Source organism: Streptomyces sp. 3N207 (assembly GCF_052246355.1).
Classification (GTDB): Bacteria; Actinomycetota; Actinomycetes; order Streptomycetales; family Streptomycetaceae; genus Streptomyces.
The window spans coordinates 67,388-90,180 of sequence record NZ_JBQQBV010000005.1; the positions used below are offsets into that span (position 1 = coordinate 67,388).

At 69.8% G+C, this 22,793-nt stretch carries 15 protein-coding genes; 5 read left to right on the forward strand and 10 right to left on the reverse strand.

Annotated features, from left to right (window positions below; genetic code table 11):
• Window positions 1-45: 45 nt before the first annotated feature.
• A complete protein-coding gene (tesB, locus tag ACTWP9_RS09905) occupies window positions 46-969 on the reverse strand; it encodes an acyl-CoA thioesterase II (RefSeq protein ID WP_443245663.1) in 924 nt (307 codons plus the stop codon).
• A gap of 52 nt (window positions 970-1,021) precedes the next feature.
• Window positions 1,022-3,550, reverse strand: a complete 2,529-nt coding sequence (locus tag ACTWP9_RS09910; protein WP_443245664.1) for a DEAD/DEAH box helicase — start codon at window positions 3,548-3,550, stop codon at window positions 1,022-1,024.
• A gap of 175 nt (window positions 3,551-3,725) precedes the next feature.
• Between ACTWP9_RS09910 and ACTWP9_RS09915 the strand changes: the two genes are divergently transcribed.
• On the forward strand, window positions 3,726-4,523 hold the full coding sequence (locus ACTWP9_RS09915; RefSeq protein ID WP_443245665.1) for a metal-dependent hydrolase: 798 nt from the start codon (window positions 3,726-3,728) through the stop codon (window positions 4,521-4,523).
• A gap of 26 nt (window positions 4,524-4,549) precedes the next feature.
• On the opposite strand, the gene ACTWP9_RS09920 is transcribed toward ACTWP9_RS09915, so the two are convergent.
• Together ACTWP9_RS09920 and ACTWP9_RS09925 are read right to left on the reverse strand one after the other, a co-directional pair.
• Window positions 4,550-6,280, reverse strand: coding sequence for an ABC transporter ATP-binding protein (locus ACTWP9_RS09920; protein ID WP_443245945.1), 1,731 nt, complete (start codon window positions 6,278-6,280; stop codon window positions 4,550-4,552).
• Window positions 6,281-6,390: 110 nt separating this feature from the next.
• A complete protein-coding gene (locus ACTWP9_RS09925) occupies window positions 6,391-8,469 on the reverse strand; it encodes an ABC transporter transmembrane domain-containing protein (RefSeq protein ID WP_443245666.1) in 2,079 nt (692 codons plus the stop codon).
• 300 nt (window positions 8,470-8,769) lie between these two features.
• Here ACTWP9_RS09925 and ACTWP9_RS09930 point away from each other — a divergent pair, with 300 nt between their 5' ends.
• Window positions 8,770-9,612: a L,D-transpeptidase family protein gene (locus ACTWP9_RS09930; protein ID WP_443245667.1), complete on the forward strand. Its 843-nt coding sequence runs from the start codon at window positions 8,770-8,772 to the stop codon at window positions 9,610-9,612.
• Window positions 9,613-9,768: 156 nt separating this feature from the next.
• On the opposite strand, the gene ACTWP9_RS09935 is transcribed toward ACTWP9_RS09930, so the two are convergent.
• Window positions 9,769-11,178: a Gfo/Idh/MocA family protein gene (locus tag ACTWP9_RS09935; RefSeq protein ID WP_443245668.1), complete on the reverse strand. Its 1,410-nt coding sequence runs from the start codon at window positions 11,176-11,178 to the stop codon at window positions 9,769-9,771.
• 384 nt (window positions 11,179-11,562) lie between these two features.
• On the opposite strand from ACTWP9_RS09935, the gene ACTWP9_RS09940 reads away from it, so the two are divergent.
• Window positions 11,563-12,996, forward strand: coding sequence for an alpha-amylase (locus ACTWP9_RS09940; protein WP_443245669.1), 1,434 nt, complete (start codon window positions 11,563-11,565; stop codon window positions 12,994-12,996).
• A 119-nt stretch (window positions 12,997-13,115) separates the two neighbouring features.
• Here the strand turns inward: ACTWP9_RS09940 and ACTWP9_RS09945 are convergent, their stop codons facing one another.
• Both ACTWP9_RS09945 and ACTWP9_RS09950 read right to left on the reverse strand, forming a co-directional pair.
• Window positions 13,116-16,085 (reverse strand): FAD-binding and (Fe-S)-binding domain-containing protein, encoded by a 2,970-nt coding sequence (locus ACTWP9_RS09945; RefSeq protein ID WP_443245670.1) that lies wholly within the window; start codon window positions 16,083-16,085, stop codon window positions 13,116-13,118.
• Window positions 16,086-16,218: 133 nt separating this feature from the next.
• Window positions 16,219-16,665 carry a MarR family winged helix-turn-helix transcriptional regulator gene (locus ACTWP9_RS09950; protein ID WP_443245671.1) on the reverse strand — a complete coding sequence of 149 codons (447 nt, stop codon included), beginning with the start codon at window positions 16,663-16,665 and terminating at the stop codon, window positions 16,219-16,221.
• Between the two features lie 113 nt (window positions 16,666-16,778).
• Between ACTWP9_RS09950 and ACTWP9_RS09955 the strand changes: the two genes are divergently transcribed.
• Window positions 16,779-18,623, forward strand: a complete 1,845-nt coding sequence (locus ACTWP9_RS09955) for an ABC transporter ATP-binding protein (protein ID WP_443245672.1) — start codon at window positions 16,779-16,781, stop codon at window positions 18,621-18,623.
• Between the two features lie 36 nt (window positions 18,624-18,659).
• Here the strand turns inward: ACTWP9_RS09955 and ACTWP9_RS09960 are convergent, their stop codons facing one another.
• The gene (locus ACTWP9_RS09960) at window positions 18,660-19,961 is read right to left on the reverse strand and encodes an exo-beta-N-acetylmuramidase NamZ family protein (RefSeq protein WP_443245673.1); all 1,302 of its coding nucleotides are present in this window, start codon (window positions 19,959-19,961) and stop codon (window positions 18,660-18,662) included.
• 171 nt (window positions 19,962-20,132) lie between these two features.
• On the opposite strand from ACTWP9_RS09960, the gene ACTWP9_RS09965 reads away from it, so the two are divergent.
• The gene (locus tag ACTWP9_RS09965) at window positions 20,133-20,642 is read left to right on the forward strand and encodes an O-acetyl-ADP-ribose deacetylase (protein ID WP_443245674.1); all 510 of its coding nucleotides are present in this window, start codon (window positions 20,133-20,135) and stop codon (window positions 20,640-20,642) included.
• Window positions 20,643-20,731: 89 nt separating this feature from the next.
• On the opposite strand, the gene ACTWP9_RS09970 is transcribed toward ACTWP9_RS09965, so the two are convergent.
• Together ACTWP9_RS09970 and ACTWP9_RS09975 are read right to left on the reverse strand one after the other, a co-directional pair.
• Window positions 20,732-21,832, reverse strand: a complete 1,101-nt coding sequence (locus ACTWP9_RS09970) for a questin oxidase family protein (protein WP_443245675.1) — start codon at window positions 21,830-21,832, stop codon at window positions 20,732-20,734.
• Window positions 21,833-21,932: 100 nt separating this feature from the next.
• Window positions 21,933-22,739 (reverse strand): ABC transporter ATP-binding protein, encoded by an 807-nt coding sequence (locus tag ACTWP9_RS09975; protein ID WP_443245676.1) that lies wholly within the window; start codon window positions 22,737-22,739, stop codon window positions 21,933-21,935.
• Window positions 22,740-22,793 lie beyond the last annotated feature (54 nt).

A 22,793-nucleotide genomic window follows, 5' to 3' on the forward strand; every position in this document is an offset into this window, starting at 1 on the left:
GGCGTGCCGGAGATCTGTGGCGGACGTGCAGCGGGGGTGAGGCGCTCAGGGCGAGGGGGTCTGTCCCTGGGGCTGCTGAGCCGGGGACGCGTCCCGCTCCGGGCTGTGCGGGCGGAACAGCCCCTCCTGCATCACCGAGACGATCAATCTGCCTTCGCGGTCGAAGATCTGGCCCCGGGCGAGACCGCGCGCACCCGTGGCGATGGGTGACTCCTGCTGGTAGAGGAACCACTCGTCGGCGCGGAACGGCCGGTGGAACCACATGGCGTGGTCCAGTGAGGCGGTATCGAAGTTCCGCGGCCCCCACAGCGGCTCGACGGGGAGGCGCACCGCGTCGAGCAGCGTCATGTCGCTGGCGTAGGTGAGCGCGCAGGTGTGTACGAGCGGGTCGTCGCCGAGCGATCCGATCGCACGCATCCACACCGCACTGCGCGGCTCGACCCCCTCCAGCTCGGAGGGGCTCCACCGGAGCCGTTCCACGTAGCGCAGGTCGAATGCCTGACGTCGGGCCATGCGCTCCAGCGGCTCAGGCAGCGAGCCCAGGCGTTCGCGGATCTCGTCCGCGAGCTGCGGCAGGCTCTCCGGCTCCGGCACCCGGGGCATCGGCATCTGGTGCTCGAAACCGGGCTCTTGTACATGAAAGGAGGCGGTCAGATTGAAGATCGTGCGGCCCTGCTGGACGGCGACCACGCGACGCGTGGTGAAGGACCGACCGTCCCGGACCCGCTCCACCTGGTACACGATCGGCACACCGGGAATGCCGGGACGCAGGAAGTACGCATGCAACGAGTGCACGGGACGCTGCTCGGCCACGGTCCGCCCGGCCGCCACCAGCGCCTGTCCGGCAACCTGCCCACCGAAGACCCGCTGGAGCGACTCATGGGGGCTCCGGCCCCGGAAGATGTTGAGGTCGATTTCTTCCAGGTTCAGCAGGTCGACAAGGCGTTCGGCAGGGCTGGGCCCGGTCATCTCGTGCGTTCCTCTCTCGCATCCAGGGCGGCCGTCACGCTCGGTGCCGCGCTCACATCGGACCCACGCCGGTCACCTTGACCACCGCACGGCCCTCCTCGTCCGAGGCGACGAGATCGACCTCGGCCGAGATACCCCAGTCATGATCACCACGCGGGTCGGCGAAAGTCTGCCGGACGCGCCACAGCCGGTCCTCCGGGACCTCCTCGATCCGCAGCAGCCGGGGACCGCGCGCGTCCGGGCCCGTCTCCAGCTCGTCGTACTCGTCCCAGTAGGCGTCCATGGCCTCCGCCCACGTGTCCTCGTCCCAGCCGGCCTCCCCGTCCAGTTCGCCCAGCTCGGCCAACTTGTCCCAGGCGGCCAGCTCCACCCTGCGGAACATCGCGTTGCGCACCAGGACGCGGAAAGCCCGCGGGTTGGCCGTGACCGGTTTGACCTGGTCGGCGCGTTCCTGGGCTTCCTCCGCCGTCTCGTCCTCCGGGTTGGCAAGCTGCTCCCACTCGTCCAGCAGGCTGGAGTCGACCTGGCGGACCATCTCACCGAGCCACTCGACGATGTCCTGGAAATCCTCCGACTTCAGGTCGTCGGGGACGGTGTGCTCCAGAGTCTTGTATGCGCTCGCCAGGTAGCGGAGCACGATGCCTTCCGTGCGGGCGAGCTCGTAGAAGGAGACGAACTCGCTGAAGCTCATCGCCCGTTCGTACATGTCGCGGATGACCGACTTGGGGGAGAGCGGATGGTCCCCGACCCAGGGGTGGGACTTGCGGTAGAGACCGTAGGCGTGGAAGAGCAGCTCTTCGAGGGGCTGGGGGTAGCTGATGTCCATCAGCCGCTCCATCCGCTCCTCGTACTCGATCCCGTCCGCCTTCATCTGGGCGACGGCCTCGCCCTTGGCCTTGTTCGTCTGCGCGGCGAGGATCTGGCGCGGGTCGTCCAGCGTCGACTCGACCACGGACACCATGTCCAGCGCGTAGGAGGGCGACTCGGGATCCAGCAACTCGAACGCGGCGAGCGCGAAGGTGGAGAGCGGCTGATTGAGGGCGAAGTCCTGCTGGAGGTCGACGGTCAGCCGGATGGTGCGCCCCTCGGAGTCGGGCTCGTCCAGCCGCTCGACGATGCCGCCGTCCAGGAGGGAACGGTAGATCGCGATGGCCCGCCGGATGTGCCGCAGCTGGGAGCGGCGGTCCTCGTGGTTGTCCTCCAGCAGCCGCCGCAGCTGTGCGAACGCGTCACCGGGACGGGCGATCACGGAGAGCAGCATGGCGTGGGTCACCCGGAAGCGCGAGGTCAGCGGCTCCGGCTCGGAGGCGATCAGCTTCTCGAAGGTCTGCTGACCCCAGCTGACGAAGCCCTCGGGGGCCTTCTTGCGCACGACTTTGCGACGCTTCTTCGGATCGTCACCGGCCTTGGCCAGCGCCTTCTCGTTCTCGATCACGTGCTCGGGTGCCTGCGCGACGACAAAGCCCGAGGTGTCGAAGCCGGCCCGCCCGGCCCGGCCCGCGATCTGGTGGAACTCGCGTGCCCGCAGCGTGCGGACCCGGCTGCCGTCGTACTTGGTGAGCGCGGTGAACAGGACGGTCCGGATGGGCACATTGACGCCGACACCGAGGGTGTCCGTGCCGCAGATGACCTTCAGCAGCCCTGCCTGGGCCAGCCGCTCGACCAGTCGCCGGTACTTGGGCAGCATCCCCGCGTGGTGCACCCCGATGCCATGCCGTACGTAGCGGGAGAGATTGCGGCCGAACTTCGTGGTGAAGCGGAAATTGCCGATGACCTTGGCGATCTCCTCCTTCTCCGCGCGGGTCGACATATTGATACTCATCAGCGCCTGCGCCCGCTCCACGGCCTGCGCCTGCGTGAAGTGCACGATGTAGACCGGTGCCTGATGGGTCTCCAGCAGCTCCGTCAGCGTCTCGGTCAGAGTCGTCGTGCGGTATTCGTACGACAGCGGCACGGGGCGGGTCGCGGAGCGCACAACGGCAGTGGGACGGCCGGTGCGGCGGGTCAGATCCTCTTCGAAGCGCGAGACATCACCCAGCGTCGCCGACATCAGGATGAACTGCGCCTGCGGCAGCTCCAGCAGCGGGATCTGCCACGCCCAGCCCCGGTCAGGCTCGGCGTAGAAGTGGAACTCGTCCATCACCACCTGGCCGATGTCGGCGTTCGCCCCGTCACGCAGCGCGATGGAGGCCAGCACCTCGGCGGTGCAGCAGATGACGGGGGCGTCCGCGTTGACCGAGGCGTCACCTGTGAGCATGCCGACGTTCTCGGTGCCGAAGAGCTTGCACAGGTCGAAGAACTTCTCGGAGACCAGCGCCTTGATCGGGGCGGTGTAGAAGGTGACCTTGTCCTGGGCGAGTGCGGCGAAGTGCGCGCCCGCCGCGACCAGACTCTTGCCCGAGCCCGTCGGGGTCGACAGGATCACGTTCGCCCCGGAGACCACCTCGATCAGAGCCTCTTCCTGGGCGGGATAGAGCGAGATGCCCCGCTCTTCCGCCCACCCGGAGAAGGACTCGAAGAGGGCATCTGGATCGGCGTCGCTCGGCATCTGATCGATAAGGGTGGCTGTCACGCCTCCCATACTGCCTGCTGCCCCAGCCGATCACGGAACCGGTGGGCTCCTCTTGATCACCGGACGCTACGCTGTGTTGCCGAACCGGCATCAGGCCCGGGCGGAAGCAGCGCGGGGGCGCGGGGCGCGGGCCCGGCGGCGGGGCCGCGAGAGACGCGACACCAAGGACAGGGCGGGGATACGCATGATGGGACCGGCGCACTCGCTGTCGGGGGCTGCTGCCTGGCTCGGCGTAGGGGCCGCAGCGGCTGTGCTGGACCATCCGATGCCCTGGCCTGTGGTGGTCGTCGGCGCGCTGCTGTGTGCCGGGGCAGCGCTGGCGCCCGACCTAGATCAGAAGTCCGCCACCATCTCCAGGGCCTTCGGCCCTCTCTCCCACGCCTTGTGCGGAGTGGTCGACAAGCTGTCCACCGTCGTCTACAACGGCACCCGCTCGCGCGGGGAGCGGCATCGCTCGGGAGGGCATCGAACGCTCACCCACACCTGGCCCTGGGCGCTCTTCATAGGTGCGGGCTTCGCCGCGGCCGCCGCCATCTGGGGCCGCTGGGCAGTGCTGGTCATCCTCTTCATCCATGTGGTGCTCGCCGTGGAGGGCCTGCTGTGGCGGATGGCCCGGGTCTCCAGCGATGTGCTGGTGTGGCTATTGGGAGCCTCCTGCGCCTGGATCCTCGCCGGAGTGCTGGAGGAGCCGGGCAACGGTGCGGACTGGCTGTTCACCGGGGACGGCCAGGAGTACCTGTGGATGGGACTGCCGATCGTGCTGGGCGCGATGGTGCACAACATCGGCGACGCCCTGACCATCTCCGGCTGTCCGTTCCTTTGGCCGATCCCGATAGCGGGCAAGCGGTGGTATCCGCTGGGCACCCCCCAGTTCATGCGCTTCCGCGCCGGAGCCTGGGTGGAGAACGCCATACTGATGCCCGCCTTCATGGTGCTGGGCGGGGCCGGCAGTGTCGTCGCTCTCGGGTTCGTCGGCAGCTGACACCCTCCCCCATTCGGCTCCTGGGCTCAGCCATGCCAGGAGCGCCACAGCGCGGCGTACGGGCCGTGCGCTGCCACCAGTGCTTCGTGGCTGCCCAGTTCGCTGATGCGGCCGTCCTCCACCACCGCGATGACATCCGCGTCGTGCGCGGTGTGCAGGCGGTGCGCGATTGCAACCACCGTTCGCCCCTCCAGGACCTGGGCGAGGGAACGCTCCAGGTGCCGGGCCGCCCGTGGGTCCAACAGCGACGTCGCCTCGTCGAGGACGAGCGTGTGCGGGTCGGCCAGCACCAGCCGGGCCAGCGCGATCTGTTGAGCCTGTGCCGGGGTGACAGTCAGCCCGCCGGAGCCGACCTCGCTGTCCAGCCCGTCCGCGAGCGCCTTCGCCCAGCTGTCGGCGTCCACCGCACCCAGCGCTGTCCACAGCTCTGCGTCGTCGGCATCCTGCCGGGCCAGCAGAAGGTTGTCGCGCAGGGTACCGACGAAGACATGGTGCTCCTGGTTGACCAGTGCCACATGGCGGCGCACTTCTTCGGCCGGCAGCTCGCTCAACTCGGCACCGCCCAGGGTGACCTCGCCCCGTCGCGGTCCGTAGATCCCGGCCAGGAGCCGTCCCAGCGTCGACTTCCCCGCCCCCGAGGGGCCGACCAGCGCGACCCGGCTGCCCGGGGCGACCGCCAGCGTGACGCCGTGCAGTACATCGACATCGGCGTGGTAGCCGAAGCGCACGTCACTGGCGCGCACGTCCTTGCCCCCGGGGGCGGTACCACTGCCGCCCTCCGGTTCGATCTCCCGCACTCCCACCAGCCGGGCGAGCGAGACCTGGGCGGTCTGGAGCTCGTCGTACCAGCGCAGGATCAGGCCCACGGGCTCGACGAGCATCTGGGCGAGCAGCGCGCCGGTCGTCAGCTGACCGACACTGATCCACCCCTGGAGGACGAAAATGCCGCCCAGCAGCAGGACGCCGCCCATGATCAGCATGTTGCTGAGATTGATGGCGGGGAAGAGCACGGTGCGCAGCCAGAGGGTCCTGCGTTCCCAGGCCGTCCACTCGGCGATGCGGCGTTCGGAAAGCGCCACCCGGCGGGCGCCCAGGCGGTGCGCCTCCACGGTCCTGCCCGCATCCACCGTCTCGGCGAGTGCTGCCGCCACCGCCGCGTAGCCCGCAGCCTCTGCCCGGTAGGCGTGCGGTGCCCGGCGGAAGTACCACCGGCAGCCGGCCAGCATCACGGGCAGCGTGATCACTATGGCCGGCGCCAACGGCGGTGCGGTGACGCACAGTGCCCCAACCAGCAACGCCGCCCACGCCAGGCCGATTGCCAGCTGGGGGACGGCCTTCCGCATGGCGTCGGCGAGCCGGTCGATGTCGGTGGTGATCCGGGAGAGCAGGTCACCCGTCCCGGCGCGTTCCAGCACACTGGGCGGCAGCCCCACCGAGCGGACGAGGAAGTCCTCGCGCAGGTCGGCCAGCATTTCCTCGCCCAGCACCGCACCACGCAGCCGTACCTGCTGGGTGAAGACCGTCTGCACCAGCAGTGCGAGGGCGAACAGCGCGGTGATACGTCCGAGTTGCAGCTCGGGTTCCCCGGCGGCCAGATCGTCGACAAGTCCGCCCAGCAGCCACGGTCCCACCATCGAGGCGATGACGGCCACACTGTTCACGGCTACGAGCAGCGCGAACGTGCTCCTGTGCCGCCGCAACAGCTCGCGTACGTAGGACCGGACGGTCGCGGGGGAGCCGACCGGGAGGATCGTCACGTCCTCGGGCGCGGACGGGTCGTAGTCGGGTTCGGGTACGCCGAAGCGTTCGGCGCGCCACGCTTGGGGATTCCGGCGGCCTTCACCCGCCGCCGGGGTGGTTTTGTGGCTCACGCGGACTCGACTCCCTCGGTCTGTGCGCTCTTGGCCCGCGGGTTCGCCCACACCGGAGCGGCGCCCTGCGGCTCGCGGGTGACGACGGACCGGTATGCCCCGTCGGAGTGGAGAAGTTCCCAGTGGGTGCCGGTGGCCGCGGCCTTCGCTCCGTGGATGAAGACGACGCGGTCGGCGCGGTCGAGCAGCAGCGGACTGGAGGAGAAGACCACCGTCGTCCGGCCGTACCTGAGCTTGGCCAGCTCACGAGCGATGCGGGCCTCCGTATGCGAGTCGACTGCAGAGGTGGGCTCGTCCAGGATCAGCACCCGGGGGTCGGTGATCAGTGACCGTGCCAGAGCGAGACGCTGCCGCTGTCCGCCGGAGAGGGACCGGCCCCGCTCGGTGATCCGGGCCCGCATCGGATCGCCTTCCGCGTCCGGACTGCCCTGCACCAGCGCCCCGAGGACATCACCGCACTGGGCCGCCTCCAGCGCCCGGGCGGTAGCTACCTTGCCGGAGGAGGGCACGTCCAACAGTCCGGCGAGCGTGCCGGAGAGCAGTACCGGGTCCTTGTCCTGCACGAGAACGGCGGCACGAGCCTGTTCCAGCGGCATACCGTCGAGCGGCACCCCGTCCAGCAGCACGGAGGCGGGAGTCTGCCGCTCCTCGCCTCCGCCCTCGCTCAGGGTGTCCCGGCTTCCGCTCGGGGCGTCGTCCCTTCCGCTCAGGGTGTCGTCGCTTTCGCTCGGGGCGTCCCTGCTTCGGCTCGGGGTGTCCTCGCCCTCGCCGGTGCTGCCGCTCCTCTCGCCCGGGACGTCTCCGCTCTCGCCCGTCGCGTTCACGCTCGCGGCCTCGCCCGGGGCATCGGCTGCAGAAGTGGGGTGCCCGCCCAGCCGTTCCGCGAGCCGCCCGGCTGCGTCCGGGTCACCGCAGACCACGGCGGTCAGCAACCCAGCGGGGGCGTGCAGTCTGGTGACGGGGTCGTACAGCCCGTCACGCTCGCGCGCACCAGGGAACGGACCCTCCCCGTGATCGCCCTCGCTGGATGTGCCCCGTGTCTCCGGTGGACCGGGCGCCGCCCTGTCGGAGTTCTCGTCGGGTCGCCGCAGTCCCAGCACTCGTGCCGCGCGGGCGGCGGACGGTCGGGAGAAGGAGTACGACATGGCGAACTCGCCGAAGAGCTGGAGGGGAAGGAGCAGAAAGCTGACCGCGCCGTAGACCATGACCAGTTCACCGACCGCGATGCGCCCGTCCAGCGCCAGCCGGGTGCCGTGCCAGACGACGGCGACCAGCAGCAGCCCTGGCAGCGCAACCTGAAGGGCCTCGATGAACGACCACATGCGGGCCGTCCGTACGGCGGCGTGCCGCACCTGCTGGGACGCCCGCCGGTAACGGGTGAGGAAAAGGTCCTCACCGCCGATGCCGCGCAGGACCCGCAGGCCGGCGACCGTGTCGGCGGCCAGCTCCGTTGCCCGCCCCGTCCGCTCGCGTTGGGCGTCGGCGCGCCGGGTCGCTCTCGGCAGGAGCGGCAGTACGGTCAGCGCCAGAGTGAGCATGCCCGCGCAGACCAGCAGGCCCAGTTGCGGCTCGTAGACCACGAGTGCCACGCAGACGCCGAGGGTCGTCAGCAGTGCTGCGCTGAAGCGCGACACTGCCTCGACGCACCATCCGATGCGCTCGATGTCTCCTGTGGAGACAGCGACGACTTCTCCGGCGGCGACCCGGCGGGTGAGCGTGGCTCCCAGCGCTGCCGTGCGGAGGGCCAGCAGCTGCTGGATGCGTGCGGCAGCGGTGATCCAGTTGCTGACGGCGACCCTGTGCAGCATCGTGTCACCGACCGTCACACCGAGCGTGACCACCGCCATAGCAGCCCCGGCCAGTGCCAGATCGCTGCCCGAACGGTGCACCACAGCCGTCACGGCCAGCCCGGCGACGACGGGGAACGAGGCGATCGAGGCGAGTTGCAGCACGCCCCAGGCAAGCGCCTTGAACTGGCCGCCCAGCTGCTTGCGCCCCAGCCACAAAAGCAGTCGGAATCCCGACCGGACATCGGGATCGCCGGGGTCGCTGAAGGGGAGGTCGCGAATCTGCATGACGTTCCAGAGGGTCTCGAAACCGCACGGGCACAGGCACAGGCACGGGGACTGCTACAGGCACGGGGACTGCTACGGGTACGGAAACTGCTACGGGTACGAAAATTGCTGCGGGTACAGAAACTGCTGCAGGTACGGAAACTGCTGCAGTACGGAAATGGGGGGCGGCATCCGGGAGATGGGCATGGGGCAGGCGGCACAGTCCGGCGGGTGTGGGCCGATCCCACCCGGTCACCTGCCGAATGGCAACGGGTTTTCCCGGTCGTCAGCACACTTCCGGCCAATGCGAGGATGGAGGGCATGGGCATGCGTCGGGCAGGAAGTACAGGCACCGGGACCACTTGGCACGGGGCTGCCGCAGACCGTCCCCGGGATGTGTCGGCGGCAAGAGCCAGGGCGCGGGCCAAAGGCAGGGCGGCACTGGTGGCGGCAGCGGGCGGAACGGCGCTCGCTCTGCTGCTGTCCGGCTGCGGCGGAGACGGCGGGGGAGATCAGGACTCCGCCGGCACGAAGGAGGAGAAGTCGTCCGAGCACACCCCGCAGGCCGAACTGATCAAGGACCCCACCCGAATTCCCCGCGTCGGTGACCGCCTCCAGTCGAAGATCCCCGAGAACGCCACCCAGGTGGTGGCCGTCGAAGGCAAGGGCAAGAACTCGGCCGATGCGACGGTGCGGCTCTACAGCCGGCACGGCAAAAAATGGCGCGAGGAGCACAGTTGGGCCGCGCACAACGGCAAGAAGGGCTGGACGCACAATCACCGCCAGGGCGACAAGCGCAGCCCGGTCGGCGTCTTCACCCTCTCCGACGCGGGCGGTGTGCTGCCGGCGCGGGACGCCAAGCTGCCGTACACAGAGAACTCGGCGTTCACCCCTCCCTCCTACTGGCCGAAGAAGACCCGGCACGACTTCGACCATGTCATCGCCATCGACTACAACCGCGTCAAGGGGACTTCCCCCCTCGATCCGACCCGCCCGCAGGGTTCCGCCAAGGGGGGCAGCATCTGGCTGCACATGGATCATGGCAGCGGCACATCGGGATGTGTGAGCCTGTCCAAGTCCGGTATGCAGACCCTCTTGCGCACGCTGGACCCGGACAAGCACCCCGTGGTGGTGATGGGGGACAAGGCATCGCTCAAGGGCTGATGCGCTCAAGAACTGAAGCGGCCTCAAGGACTGAAGTACCAAGAAATGAAGCGCTGAAGAGCTGAAGCGCTGAGGTTCTGACACGCGCTGAAGTGCTGACGTGCTGAAGTACTGACCCAGGCACCGGAGCCGCTGACGGCACCGGCGCCGTAGCCATCACCCCTTGGGCTTCTCCGAGTCGACACCCGGTCGCTTCTTCCGCCACAGACCGCGGGTGAAATCGGGTATCTCCTGCGGCGTGCCCTGGGCCTTGATCGAAGCGTGGCTGAGCGGTACGGGGGAGGTCCACGTTGCAGCGTCGTACACATCGAAGTCGGGCACCAGGCCGAGGCGCATGCACTGCATCAGACGGAACAGCATGATGTAGTCCATGCCGCCGTGCCCGCCGGGTGGATTGGCGTGTTCTTTCCACAGCCAGTGGTCGTGGTCTTTGTACTTTCCGAAGTCACCCCACTCGTCACCGGTCATGTCCGGCTCCAGATAGATGCGGGGTGGGTAGTCCTCGAATACACCCTTTGTGCCGCCGAGGATGTTGATACGGGAGTAGGGGTGAGGGTTGGAGACGTCGTGCTCCAGCCGGATGACCCTGCCCTTGGCCGTCTGGACGAGGCTGATCGACATATCGCTTTCGATGTACGTCTCCTTCCAGCTCTCGTGGCCCGGCGGCATGTGCTCCTTGCGGTAGGCGGCCAGCCCGAGTGAGGGAGAGCCGAAGGTGGCGATGCGGACCGCGCGGTCGCCGCGGTTGACGTCCATGTAGTTCGCGGCGGGGCCGAACCCGTGGTTCGGGTAGAGATCGCCCTTCAGCCGCGTATGCCATTTACGGCGCCAGGGCCCCTCGTAGTAGTCGGGGTCGAACATCAGCCCGCGCAGGTCGTGGAGATAGGCACCGGCACTGTGCAGCAGGTCACCGAAGAGCCCCTCGTGAGCCATCCGCAGTACGCGCATCTCGTTCTGCCCGTACACGCAGTTCTCCAGCTGCATGCAGTGCTTGCGGGTCTGCTCCGAGAGATCGACCAGTTCCCACAGCTGTCCCAGTTCCAGCGCGGCGGGACACTCGACGCCGACGTGTTTGCCGCCCTTCATCGCGGCCTTGGCCATCTCGAAGTGCCAGTCCCACGGGGTGGCCACGTACGCGAAGTCGAGGTCTCCCCGGCTGCACAGTTTCTCGAAGTCGTGGTCGCCCTTGGTGTACAGGGCGGGCGCGGGCTGACCCGCGTCGGTGACCTTTTTCGCGGCGCGTTCGGTCTTCTCCCGTACCGGGTCGCACAGCGCGACCACGCGCACGCTCCCCAGCGCCAGGAACAGGTCGATCATGCTGCCGCCACGCTGTCCCAGGCCGATGATGCCGACCCGGACGGTGCCGCGTTCCTCGAACGGTACGCCGATCATCGTCTCGCCCTGACGGGGCGGTGCGGCGGCGCTCCCGCTCTGATGGGCGGCGGAGGCGGTCCCGGACGATGCCGCCTCCGCCGAGGCGCCCAGCGCGCCGATGCCCAGCCCGGCGCCTGCGGCTCCGGCGGACCGCAGGACGGAACGGCGACTGAATCCTTGGTCGTCACTCATCGGGTCTCCCGCACTTCTCCAGCTCTTCAGCTCTCTGGCTTCCAGCTCAGCTCTCTGGCTCTCTGATTGCCGGATGCGTGAACTCGGCTCAGGACCTTGCTGGTTGAGACCAGTGGTGCGCAAGGGCCCGTGCTTGGACTCTCGTTGCTCATCGATGGACTTCCGTGCTCATCGATGGGCTTCCGTGCTGCAAAAACTTGCTGCAACTCGTTGGAAATCTTTGCGCAATCTCTTGACGCAACTGCCGGGCAGTAGCAGGCTCCCGGCCGTACCACCTGTGAACGCACGCAGCCCGACGGCGCGTTCACTACCCCCCACGGTGGCCCAGGCGCCTGGCTGCCTTCCCGGGCATCTCCCATGCCCGCACACCGAAGGAGCCGCACGATGAGAAAGCGACTGCTCAGCGTCAGTACGGCGGGAGTGCTGGCGGCAAGCGGCCTGATGACGGCAACGCCCTGGCACGCTCAGGCGGCCCGTTCCGCCGCCACGCCCTCCGCGCACAACTCCGCCGCGTCGGCGAAGCCCGCGGCAGGGCGAGCCGCGCCGCCCGGTGAAAAGACCGTCACCGCGACCCTGTTCGAGCGCCCGTTCACGTCCGTCGCGAAGGAGTGCACGAACACCCTCGGACCGGCCGGTTACGGCTATGTGGAGGTCTCACCCGCGACCGAGCACATCCAGGGCGACCAGTGGTGGACGTCGTACCAGCCGGTCAGTTACAAGATCGCCGGACGGCTCGGCGACCGCGACGACTTCGCGAACATGGTCGACGCCTGCGAGGCGGCAGGCGTCAAGGTCATCGCCGACGCCGTCATCAACCACATGACCTCCGGCTCAGGCACCGGTACCGGTGGCACCCAGTACACCAAGTACGGCTACCCCGGCACCTACGAGGACGCCGACTTCCACGCCTGCCGCAAGGACATCAAGGACTACACCAACCGCGACGACGTACAGAACTGCGAACTCGTCGGCCTTGCCGACCTGGACACCGGGAGCGAGAAGGTACGCACGGCCATCGCCGGGTACCTCGACGACCTGCGCTCCCTCGGAGTGGCGGGCTTCCGCGTCGACGCCGCCAAGCACATGGCAGCCGCCGATGTGGCGGCGATCAAGGCGAAGATGACCCAGGACCCGGGGTTCTGGGTCAGCGAGGTCATCCACGGTGACGGCGAGGCGGTGCAGCCCGGGGAGTACACAGAGATCGGTGATGTGGACGAGTTCCGCTACGGCCGCCGGCTCAAGAGCGCCTTCCAGGGCGGCGATCTCGGTTCGCTGCGGACCGTCGGCGACGGCATGCTGGAGAGCGGGGCGGCCCGTACGTTCGTCGACAACTGGGACACCGAACGCAACGGCTCCACTCTCACCTACAAGGACGACGCCGCCTACACACTGGCCAACATCTTCCAGCTGGCTCATCCCTACGGCTCACCGAACGTCTTCTCCGGCTACACGTTCAGCGATCACGACGCCGGGCCGCCGACCGGGGAGGAGGGGTGGACCGGCGCCCATGCCAAGCCCGAGATCACCGGCATGGTCGGCTTCCGCAACGCGGTCGGCACGGCCGAGTTGACGGACTGGTGGTCCGAGGGACAGGCTCTCGCCTTCGGCCGCGGCAACAAGGGTTTCCTCGCCCTCAACAACGGAGACGGCGAGCTGAGCAGGACCTTCCAGACCTCCTTGCCCGCCGGTACGTACTGCAACGCCGCCGCCGCGCAGGGCGGCTGTGCACAGAAGTTCACGGTCGCCGCCGACGGCAGCACCCAGGTGACGGTCCCGGCACACGGAGCGGTCGCCCTCCATGTGAACGCGACCGAGTGACACACAGGGCGGGCCGTTCATCGGCGGCCCGCCCGCCTCACGCTCCGTTCATCGGCGGCCCGCTTGCCCCGCCTCCGCCGCTCCGCTCGGCGCCGGGCCCGCGCACATGTCACTGTCGGTCACCGCGGTCGTGTGGCCAACTCCAGCTCTTGGAGGGCGGAGTGGTATCCGCGGTTGCCCGTCGCGCGGTCCAGGCCGATCTCGCACGTCCGGTTGGCCGACAGATACGTGTCGTAGGGGCGCTCTGTCACCTCGGCTGCCTCGCGGGCCGTCGCGGAGGCGGTCAGTTCCTCGTGCAGCAGTCCGCGGTCGCCCGCGAAGGCGCAGCATCCGGCATCCAGCGGCACCACCACCTCCTCCGCGCACGCCTCGGCCACCGTGCGCAGCTCCGCCTCGTCGCCCAGATGCCGCATGGAGCAGGTGGGGTGGAGCACGGCGGAGGCAACGCGCTGCTCGACCGTGAGGTGGGGCAGCAGTTCCTGCGCGGCCCATACGAGCGAGTCGAGGATCGTCAGCCCTTCGTGGAGTTTGCGGTTGGCCGGTGTCAGATAAGGCACGACCTCTTCCGCGATGCCCAGGGTGCAGGAGGACGCGTCGACGACGAGGGGGAGTTCGCCGCCGTCCGTCCACCGCCAGGCGGCTTCCACCATGCGGTTGGCCATCAGCGTGTTGCCCGCCTCGTAGCCCTTGGAGTGCCAGATCGTCGCGCAGCAGGTGCCGGTGACGTCTTCGGGTATCCATACCGGGCGGCCGGCCCGGGCCGAGACGATGACCATGGCTTCCGGCAGTGACAGCCCCGCATAGCCGTCGGGGTCGCCGAAGATGCGGTTCACGCAGGCCGGGTAGTAGACCGCTGCGGCGAGCTGTCTGCTCGTCGCCGGGAGCCGCTTGGCGGCGGGGGCGGGAATCTCCGGCAGCCACTCCGGCACCAGGTCGGGGCTGACAGCCTTGCGGGCAGCGCCGGTGACCGCGCCGAGCAGCCGGTCTCCCAGATCCCCCTCACGGCCGCGCAGGCGCCTGCGGAGCTGGTCCGCAGCGGCCACCGCCAGCCGTGCCGAGCGTTCCACGCGCGCGAAGTGCCGTGCGGCGCGGGCCGCGTTGCGCTCCTCGCGGGATGAGTGCCGGGCGTGCCGCAACGTCTTCATCAGCGCGCCCGTGTCGATTCCGACGGGGCAGTCGAGCTTGCACGTCGAGTCGCCCGCGCAGGTGTCGACGGCGTCGTATCCGTAGCTGGCCAGCAGGTTCTCGCCTACCAGGGAGCCGGAGGGCTGGCGCATCAGCTCGCGGCGCAGCACGATCCGCTGGCGGGGCGTGGTGGTCAAATCCTCGCTGGGGCAGGTGGGTTCGCAGAAGCCGCACTCGATGCACGGGTCGGCGAGTGCCTCCACACCCGGGATCGACTTCAGACCGCGCAGATGCGCCCGCGGGTCACGGTCCAGCAGTACGCCGGGCGCCAGTACGCCGGTCGGGTCCAGCAGACGCTTGATGCTCCACATCAGCTCCGTCGCCTCGCTGCCCCATTCCAGCTCCAGGAAGGGGGCGATGTTGCGGCCGGTGGCATGCTCGGCCTTGAGCGAGCCGTCGAAGCGCTCCACCGTCATCCGGCAGAACTCGTCCATGAAGGCCGCGTAACGCTCCACGTCGTCCGGGTCGGCGGCGTCGAACGCCAGCAGGAAGTGCAGATTGCCGTGCGCCGCGTGGCCCGCGACAGCCGCGTCGAAACCGTGCCGCTCCTGGAGCTCCAGCAGTGCCTCGCACGTCTCGGCCAGCCGGGAGGGTGGTACGGCGAAGTCCTCGGTGATCAGTGTGGTGCCTGAGGGGCGGGAGCCGCCGACCGCGGTGACGAACGCCTTGCGGGCCTTCCAGTACGAGGCGATCGTGGCCGGGTCGCGGGTCAGCTCGTTGGTGACCGAGGCCACCGGCGCGACCAGTTCGAGTCCGGCCAGTACCTCGCGGGCCGCCTGTTCCCGCTCCTCGCGTACGGCATCGTCGGGGGAGCGGAACTCCACCAGCAGCGCCGTGGTCTCCTTCGGCAGTTCGCCCCAGTCCTGCGGCACGCCGGAGACGCTGACGGAGGCGCGCAGCGTGTTGCCGTCCATGAGCTCGACGGACATCGCCCCTGCCCCGTTGAAGCGCGGCACTGCAGCGGCTGCCGCCGAGAGCGAGGGGAAGAAGAACAGTCCGGTGGAGGTGCGCCGGTGCAGCGGGAGGGTGTCGAAGACGAACTCGGCGAGGAAGCCCAGAGTGCCCTGGGAGCCGACCATCAGCCCGCGCAGGATCTCCACCGGGGTGCTGCCGTCCAGGAAGGCGTCGAGCCGGTATCCGTTGGTGTTCTTCAGTTCGTACTTGGCGCGGATACGGGAGACCAGTTCCGCGTCGGCCTCGATCCGGGCCTTCAGCGCCAGCAGTCCCTCGCACAGCGCAGGCTCGGCGCGGGCCAGCTCCTCGCCCGCGTGCGGATCGGCCGTGTCCACGACGGTGCCGCTGGGCAGCACACAGGTGAGGGAGGCGACCGTGCGGTAGGAGTTGCGCGTGGTGCCGGCCGTCATCCCGGAGGCGTTGTTGGCGACCACCCCGCCCACCGTGCAGGCGATGGCGCTGGCCGGATCGGGGCCGAGCAGCCGTCCGTGTGCCGCCAGCGCGGCATTGGCGCGGAAGACCGTGGTCCCCGGCCGGATCCGGGCCTGCCTGCCCTCCGCCAGCACCTCCACGCCCGCCCAGTGGCGCCGTACATCGACCAGGATGTCCTCGCCCTGCGCCTGCCCGTTCAGCGACGTCCCTGCGGCGCGGAAGACGACGTCCCGGCCCATCTCCCGTGCGTACGCGAGGACGGCGGCGACATCGGTCACGTCCTCCGCGAGTACGACGACCTGCGGGACGAAGCGGTACGGACTCGCGTCGGAGGCGTAGCGCACCAGGTCGGAGACTTTCGAGAGCACCTTGTCGGCGCCCAGCAGCCGTTCCAGGTCTCCGCGCAGCGGCTGTGGCGTCCCCTGTGCCTGCGCCTCGGGGACCCGGTCGGCGGCGGGGGAGTGGCCCGCGCCGGTCCGCGGGCGCAGCGCGCCGGCCTTGGGTTCGAGCAGGGGCATGGCATCTCCAGGGCGCGCGGGGGGTGGGGCGGGAGTGCGGCTTTATGTGTGCCACATGCTAGTTCGCCCCACCGACACCGGCCGCGAGGGTCGTCCCCGCCGGGTAATGCTCACTGCCGTCGCCGTCGCCTCGTCAGTCGTGCCCCTCCGCCTCGTCGAGCAGCGCCAGCAGCCGACTCAGCTCGTCGCGCTGCCCGGAGGTGAGGGGGGCGAGCAGCTCCTCCGCGGCGCTCCTGCGCGCCTGCCGCAACTCGGTGAGGGCCCGGGAGCCGCCGTCCGTGAGTTCGATACGGATCACCCGGCGGTTCGCCGTGTCGGGGGCGCGGCGCACCAGGCCGCGCTCCTCCAGGGCGTCGACCAGGCTGGTGACCTGCCGGGGCACCACGCCCAGCCGTGCCGCGAGGTCCGCCATCCGGGGCGGCTGCGGGCTGTGCGCGACCGTACGCAGCATTCGGCCCTGCGCGGGCGTGACGCCGAGCGGGGCGAAGTTCTGCCGGTGTGCGTGGTTGATCCGCTTCGTCAGGCGCAGCAGCTGGTCAGCCAGGTCGGAGGCGGGTTCGTCGGAGGGGTGGTGGACCATGCGGGCAGGCTATCAGGGGACAATTCATTGTGAGTATAGGTAACGATGAACTATGCTCCATAAGCCGCTGCACGCATACGCGCCAGACCTCCAGACCCACTCCGAGGAGCCCCTTGCACCGTGAAGCACCCGGCTGGACGCCGTCACCGAAGGACACCCAGACAGCCCCCGAGCAGCCCGCACAGGTGCGCCGCATCCTGCGCCTCTTCCGGCCCTACCGCGGCCGTCTGACACTGGTCGGTCTCCTGGTGGCGGCCTCCTCCCTGGTCTCCGTGGCCTCGCCGTTTCTGCTGCGCGAGATCCTGGACGTCGCCATTCCGCAGCAGCGCACCGGTCTGCTGTCGCTGCTCGCCCTCGGCATGATCGTCACCGCCGTCGTGACCAGCGTCTTCGGCGTACTCCAGACGCTCATCAGCACCACGGTCGGCCAGCGCGTCATGCACGACCTGCGCACCGGGGTCTACGCCAAGCTCCAGCGGATGCCGCTCGCCTTCTTCACCCGGACCCGGACGGGTGAGGTCCAGTCCCGTATCGCCAACGACATCGGCGGCATGCAGGCGACCGTCACCTCTACGGCCACCTCGCTCGTTTCCAACCTCACCAGTGTGGTGGCCACGATCGTCGCCATGCTCGCGCTGGACTGGCGGCTGACGCTCGCCTCGCTGGTGCTGCTGCCCTTCTTCGTGTGGGTGAGCCGCCGGGTGGGCCGGGAGCGCAAGCACATCACCACACAGCGGCAGAAGCAGATGGCCGCGATGTCCGCCATCGTCACCGAGTCCCTGTCGGTCAGCGGCATCCTGCTCGGCCGCACCATGGGCCGCGCCGATTCGCTCACCAAGAACTTCACCGACGAGTCCGAGAGACTGGTCGATCTGGAGATCCGCTCCAACATGGCCGGACGCTGGCGGATGTCCACCATCGGCATCGTCATGGCAGCCATTCCCGCGCTGCTCTACTGGACGGCGGGCATGCTCACCCAGTTCGGCGGCCCCGCCTTCTCCATCGGCACCCTCGTCGCCTTCGTCACCCTCCAGCAGGGGCTGCTGCGGCCCACCGTCTCGCTGCTCACCACCGGCGTGGAGATGCAGACTTCGCTGGCCCTCTTCCAGCGCATCTTCGAATACCTCGACCTGCCCGTCTCCATCACCGAGCCGTCCCGACCGGTCGCACTACCGCGGGTGTGCGGAGAAGTCCGCTTCGAGAACGTCGACTTCACCTACGACGCCCACCCGCCCGGCAGCCCCGCGCACGACACCGGGTACACCCTGCGCGGGATCGATCTGACCGTCCCGGCAGGCAGCAGCCTCGCCGTGGTGGGGGCCACCGGCTCCGGCAAGAGCACTCTCAGCTACCTGGTGCCCCGCCTCTACGATGTGACGGGGGGCCGCGTCACCCTCGACGGCGCCGACGTACGGGACCTCGATTTCGCGACCCTCTCGGCAGCCGTCGGCGTCGTCTCCCAGGAGACCTACCTCTTTCACGCCACCGTCGCCGACAACCTGCGCTTCGCCAGGCCGGACGCCACGGACGAGCAATTGCGCGAAGCGGCGCGGGCGGCGCAGATCCACGATCAGATCGCCGCGCTGCCCGACGGCTACGACACCGTCGTCGGCGAGCGGGGCTACCGCTTCTCCGGCGGCGAGAAGCAGCGCCTGGCCCTTGCACGCACCATCCTGCGCGACCCGCCGGTGCTGATCCTGGACGAGGCCACCAGCGCGCTCGACACCCGTACCGAACGCGCCGTCCAGGAGGCTATCGACGCACTGTCGCAGGGCCGTACCACGCTGACCATCGCGCACCGGCTCTCCACCATCCGGGACGCCGACCAGATCGTCGTCCTGGACGGTGGCCGGATCGCCGAACGCGGCACCCACAGCGAACTCCTCGCCGCGGACGGCAAATACGCCGCACTGGTGCGGCGTGACAGCGAGACCGCGGACGTGGCGGTGAGCGGGTGACCACTGGGGTGCACCTGCCGGGCGTCGGCCGACGCTTCACCGGTAGAGCAGGTACTTCTGCCGGGTCCGTTCGAAGTCACGTACCTCGGAGCGCCACGCACCGGTGATCTCCTCCAGGCTGCGGCCCGCGTCGAGCATTTCCCGCAGCCGGGACGAGCCCGAGAGCTTGTCGATCCAGAACGGCCGCTCGGGGTCGGAATCCTTGCGCCAGGCGAAGCCGTCGTACTTCTTCGCCTCCAGCAGCATGGCCACCGCTGTCGGTACGGCCTGGTAGCGGACGGGATCGGTCACCAGCAGCTGTACGCCCGCGCAGGTCTTTCCCTGGTGCTTGCTGAAGGTGGGCACGAAGTAGCCCTCACGGAAGCGCACCCCCGGCAGCCGCAGGGCGTTGAGCCGGTCGCTGTAGTGGTAGTCCAGGAAGGGCGCGCCGATGAACTGGAACGGCAGCGTGGTGCCGCGTCCCTCGGACAGGTTCGTCCCCTCGAAGTACCCGGTGCCCGCGTAGGCGGTCGCAGTGTCGGGCGTCGGAACGTTCGGGGACGGCGGCACCCACAGCAGCCCCGTCTGCTGCGCCGTCGTGCGGGGCGACCAGCCGCGCACCCGAACGACCTCCAGCTCCGCCTGTCCGCCGTCCCCCTCGTGGGGCAGCAGTTCGCCGTTGAAGTAGCGGGCCAGCTCGCCGACGGTCATACCGTGCTGCTGGATGATCGGCTTGAGCCCGACCCCGGAGGCGAACCCGGGCCTCAGCAAGGGCCCGTCCGCGCGGCGGCCGATCGGGTTCGGCCGGTCCAGCACGACGAAGGACGCTCCGGTCTGCCGGGCGGCCACCATGGAGTGGTACATCGTCCAGATGTACGTGTAGAAGCGCACTCCGACGTCCTGGATGTCGAAGACAACGGTGTCCACACCGGCCTTGCGGAAGAGGGCCGCCATCTTCGCGCCGTCGGCGCCGTACGCGTCGTAGACGGTCAGTCCGGTGCGCGGGTCCTTGAACTCGGGCTCCGACTCGCCCGCCTGTGCACTGCCCCGGAAGCCGTGCTCCGGGCCGAAGACACCCACGATGTTCAGTCCGTCGTGGGCCGCCATCGAGTCGACCACATGCCCGGCGTCCCGCAGTACGCCGGTCGGGTTGCTGACGACACCCACCTTCCGGTCCCGCAGGATGTGCCAGCCCTCGGCCGCCGCGACATCGGCGCCCGGCGTCACCGGCCGTGCGCCGTGTCCGCCGACGGTCTGTCCAGACGGTGCCGCCGCGGCGGACCGGGCGAGCAGCGGAGCGGCGACGGCGGCTGCCGTGCCACCGGCCAGCAGTGAACGGCGCGAGGGTGCAGCGGTCATGAGGGACCGTCCTTCCAGCGTCCGGGAGTGCAGCAGGCGGTAGTGCCAGCTAATACGAACGCGGGACCGCCGACCAGAGGGCGCGCAGCGGACAGCCGACCGGGAGCCCGGAGGAGGAGCGCAGCAGGTAACCGGTGTGCGCGGTGACGTGTGCGGCGCCAGGATGGGGTCATGCCGACGAACATCACCCTGGTGCAGGGCGACATCACCGAACAGGACGTCGACGCCGTGGTCAACGCCGCCAACTCCTCGCTGCTGGGCGGGGGCGGGGTGGACGGCGCCATTCACCGCAAGGGCGGCCCTGACATCCTCGCCGAGTGCCGCAAGCTGCGCGCCTCGCACTACGGGAGCGGCCTCCCCACCGGAAAGGCCGTCGCCACCACAGCGGGACGGCTGCCGGCGCGCTGGGTCATCCATACGGTGGGCCCGGTGTGGCGCCAGGAGGAGGACCGCTCGGAGCTGCTGGCCTCCTGCCACCGCGAGTCCCTCCGAGTGGCACGCGAACTCGGTGCCCGCACTGTCGCGTTCCCCGCCATCTCGACAGGCGTCTACCGCTGGCCGCTCGACGACGCCGCGCGCATCGCGGTACGTACGCTGCGGGAGGAGGGCGAGGGCTTCGCCGAGCTGCGTCTCGTCCTGTTCGACCAGCGCTCCTACGACGCCTTCCAGGCTGCTCTCTGAGCCCCGCGGCCGCCCTCTGAACCAAGGGGCCGCACGGGACGGCTGCCGCGCCCTCGTGACGGCTGCTGCGCCGCCCACCGGGGGTTCGTTCACGCCCCCGGCTCGATCAGCTCCGTCGCGCGCAGCACCGCCGTCACGGCGAGCGGGTCCTCGTCGTCGGCGCGGGCTGCCACATCCAGTGCGGTGTCCGGGAACTTGATGGCGTGCTCGTCCCCGTGGACCGCCGCACGGGCGAAGGCTTCCTCCGGTGCGACCGAGAGGGCGGAGGGGACGGGCGCGCCCTCAGCGGGCGCGTACACGGCCGTGACGGCCGCGCTCGCGGCCCAGGCGGCATCCACGCCGGCGGCCCACAGGGTGCGCGGAAGAGCAGGCAGGACACGCAGCACGGCGTTGGGCGCGGTCGCCGCGTGCACCAGCATGACCGGCGAGCCGTGTGCGTGGGTGGCGTACCGATGGGTGGCCGCACGCACGATCTCCTCCAGGTCGGCGCGGGCGCTGTCGGGATCCGTGCTGCCGGGCCCGGCAGCACCGTTCTGGCCGGTACGCCCCGCAGGGTGCGGCCGCTGCGGCAGTGCCGTGATGCGGGCGAGCCGCTCGCGGATTCCGCCGCTCTGGTCGGCGATCAGCGGTACGGCGTCGTAGCCCGCTTCCGCGGACCCCTCCACGGGCAGGTGTGCGATCCGGGGCAGCACGCTGTGCCGGGCCGCCCAGTACCCGAGCGCGTGTGCCAGCTCCGCACGGCGCGGCGCGGTCCGGCCGCCGTCCGCAAGCAGGGCCCGCACGGCGTGCCCCGTACGGATCACGGGGTGGGTGGCGCTTGCGGAGATGCCCGGCAGCAGCCGCGGCCACCAGAGGGCGAGCACCTCCTGCCAGGGGTGCTCCTCGACCTGGTGTGTGAAGTGACGGATCCAGTCCGCGAGGCGCCGCGGATCGCCCAGAGCCTCGCGCCAGTTCGACTCGGACACAGGCGAGTCCTGCCCTGGCATGTCCTCGAGCTTGTCACGGTAGGCGTCGATCCAGCGGTGTACGACAGGGGCCTGCCCGTGCCGAACCAGCGCCTCGACGGCCATGGGCGCATGGTTGCTGAGCCACCCCTCGCGCTCCGGGCCACTGGTGTGCAGGCGCTCCAGTGCCTCGTCCAGCGTCCCGGTGGTGTCACCGCGGCCTGCTTTTCTCGTTGCTGGGTCCATACCGGGGACGCTACGACCGGCAACGGCTCCCGGTAACGGGCGCGAGACCGACCCGGTCTCCCTCGAAAGCCCTAGGGCAGGCCGGGAGAAGAACCCGGGGTCACGCCCTCCGGCCGGAGCGGGCCAGCCAGCGGCCGTCCTGGCGGGTGACCTCGATGGGGCGGCCGAAGCACTGCGTCATCAGCTCCCCGGTCAGCACCTCGGAGACGGGACCGCACGCGGCGATCCTGCCCTCGCGCAGCAGCAGCGCGTGGCTGGTGGTGGGAGGAAGCTCCTCCAGGTGGTGGGTGACCGTCACGGTCGCCAGGGACGGGCGGTCCGCTGCCAGTCGGCGTAGCGCGTCGATCAGGTCCTCGCGGGAGGGCAGGTCGAGCGCGTTGAAGGGCTCGTCCAGCAGCAGCAGTGACGGTGCGGGCATCAGGGCCCGGGCGATGAGGACACGGGCCCGCTGGCCCCCCGAGCAGACCCCGAAGGGCCGGTCGGCCAGCTCTTTGCACTCCAGCTCCGACAGCAGGTCGCTCGCCAGCCGGCGGGTCTCGTCGTCGTATTTGCGCCACAGTGGCTGCACGGTGCCGGTGGCGCCTGTCAGTACCACGGTGTGGGCAGTCGCGTCCTGGGGCACGCGCTGCGCGGTGGACACATGGCCGATGTGGGCGCGCAGCTCGCGCACGTCCACCCTGCCGAGCCTGTTGCCCAGCACCTCCACGCTGCCGGCGGTGGGATGCATGACGGCGCCGAGAAGCTTCAGCAGGGTGGTCTTTCCGGCGCCGTTGGCCCCCAGCAGCGCCCAGTGCTCACCGGCCCGCACCGACCAGTCGATCCCGTCGAGAATGAGCTGGTCCGAGGTCACGCGCCGGACGACGACCCCCTCGATCGAGGCGACCTGGCGGGATGAGGGCTGGTTCATAGGGGCCTCCCGGACCTGCTGCGCGGTGGACGCACACGGAACACCCGGCTCCGC

Bases quoted from the DNA above. Each gene is read 5' to 3' on its own strand.
- tesB (WP_443245663.1), bottom strand. From the start codon at position 969: ATGACCGGGCCCAGCCCTGCCGAACGCCTTGTCGACCTGCTGAACCTG.
- ACTWP9_RS09935 (WP_443245668.1), bottom strand. From the start codon at position 11,178: ATGAGTGACGACCAAGGATTCAGTCGCCGTTCCGTCCTGCGGTCCGCC.
- ACTWP9_RS09950 (WP_443245671.1), bottom strand. From the start codon at position 16,665: ATGGTCCACCACCCCTCCGACGAACCCGCCTCCGACCTGGCTGACCAG.
- ACTWP9_RS09930 (WP_443245667.1), top strand. From the start codon at position 8,770: ATGGGCATGCGTCGGGCAGGAAGTACAGGCACCGGGACCACTTGGCAC.
- ACTWP9_RS09975 (WP_443245676.1), bottom strand. From the start codon at position 22,739: ATGAACCAGCCCTCATCCCGCCAGGTCGCCTCGATCGAGGGGGTCGTC.
- ACTWP9_RS09915 (WP_443245665.1), top strand. From the start codon at position 3,726: ATGATGGGACCGGCGCACTCGCTGTCGGGGGCTGCTGCCTGGCTCGGC.
- ACTWP9_RS09965 (WP_443245674.1), top strand. From the start codon at position 20,133: ATGCCGACGAACATCACCCTGGTGCAGGGCGACATCACCGAACAGGAC.
- ACTWP9_RS09960 (WP_443245673.1), bottom strand. From the start codon at position 19,961: ATGACCGCTGCACCCTCGCGCCGTTCACTGCTGGCCGGTGGCACGGCA.
- ACTWP9_RS09945 (WP_443245670.1), bottom strand. From the start codon at position 16,085: ATGCCCCTGCTCGAACCCAAGGCCGGCGCGCTGCGCCCGCGGACCGGC.
- ACTWP9_RS09970 (WP_443245675.1), bottom strand. From the start codon at position 21,832: ATGGACCCAGCAACGAGAAAAGCAGGCCGCGGTGACACCACCGGGACG.
- ACTWP9_RS09940 (WP_443245669.1), top strand. From the start codon at position 11,563: ATGAGAAAGCGACTGCTCAGCGTCAGTACGGCGGGAGTGCTGGCGGCA.
- ACTWP9_RS09910 (WP_443245664.1), bottom strand. From the start codon at position 3,550: ATGGGAGGCGTGACAGCCACCCTTATCGATCAGATGCCGAGCGACGCC.
- ACTWP9_RS09925 (WP_443245666.1), bottom strand. From the start codon at position 8,469: ATGCAGATTCGCGACCTCCCCTTCAGCGACCCCGGCGATCCCGATGTC.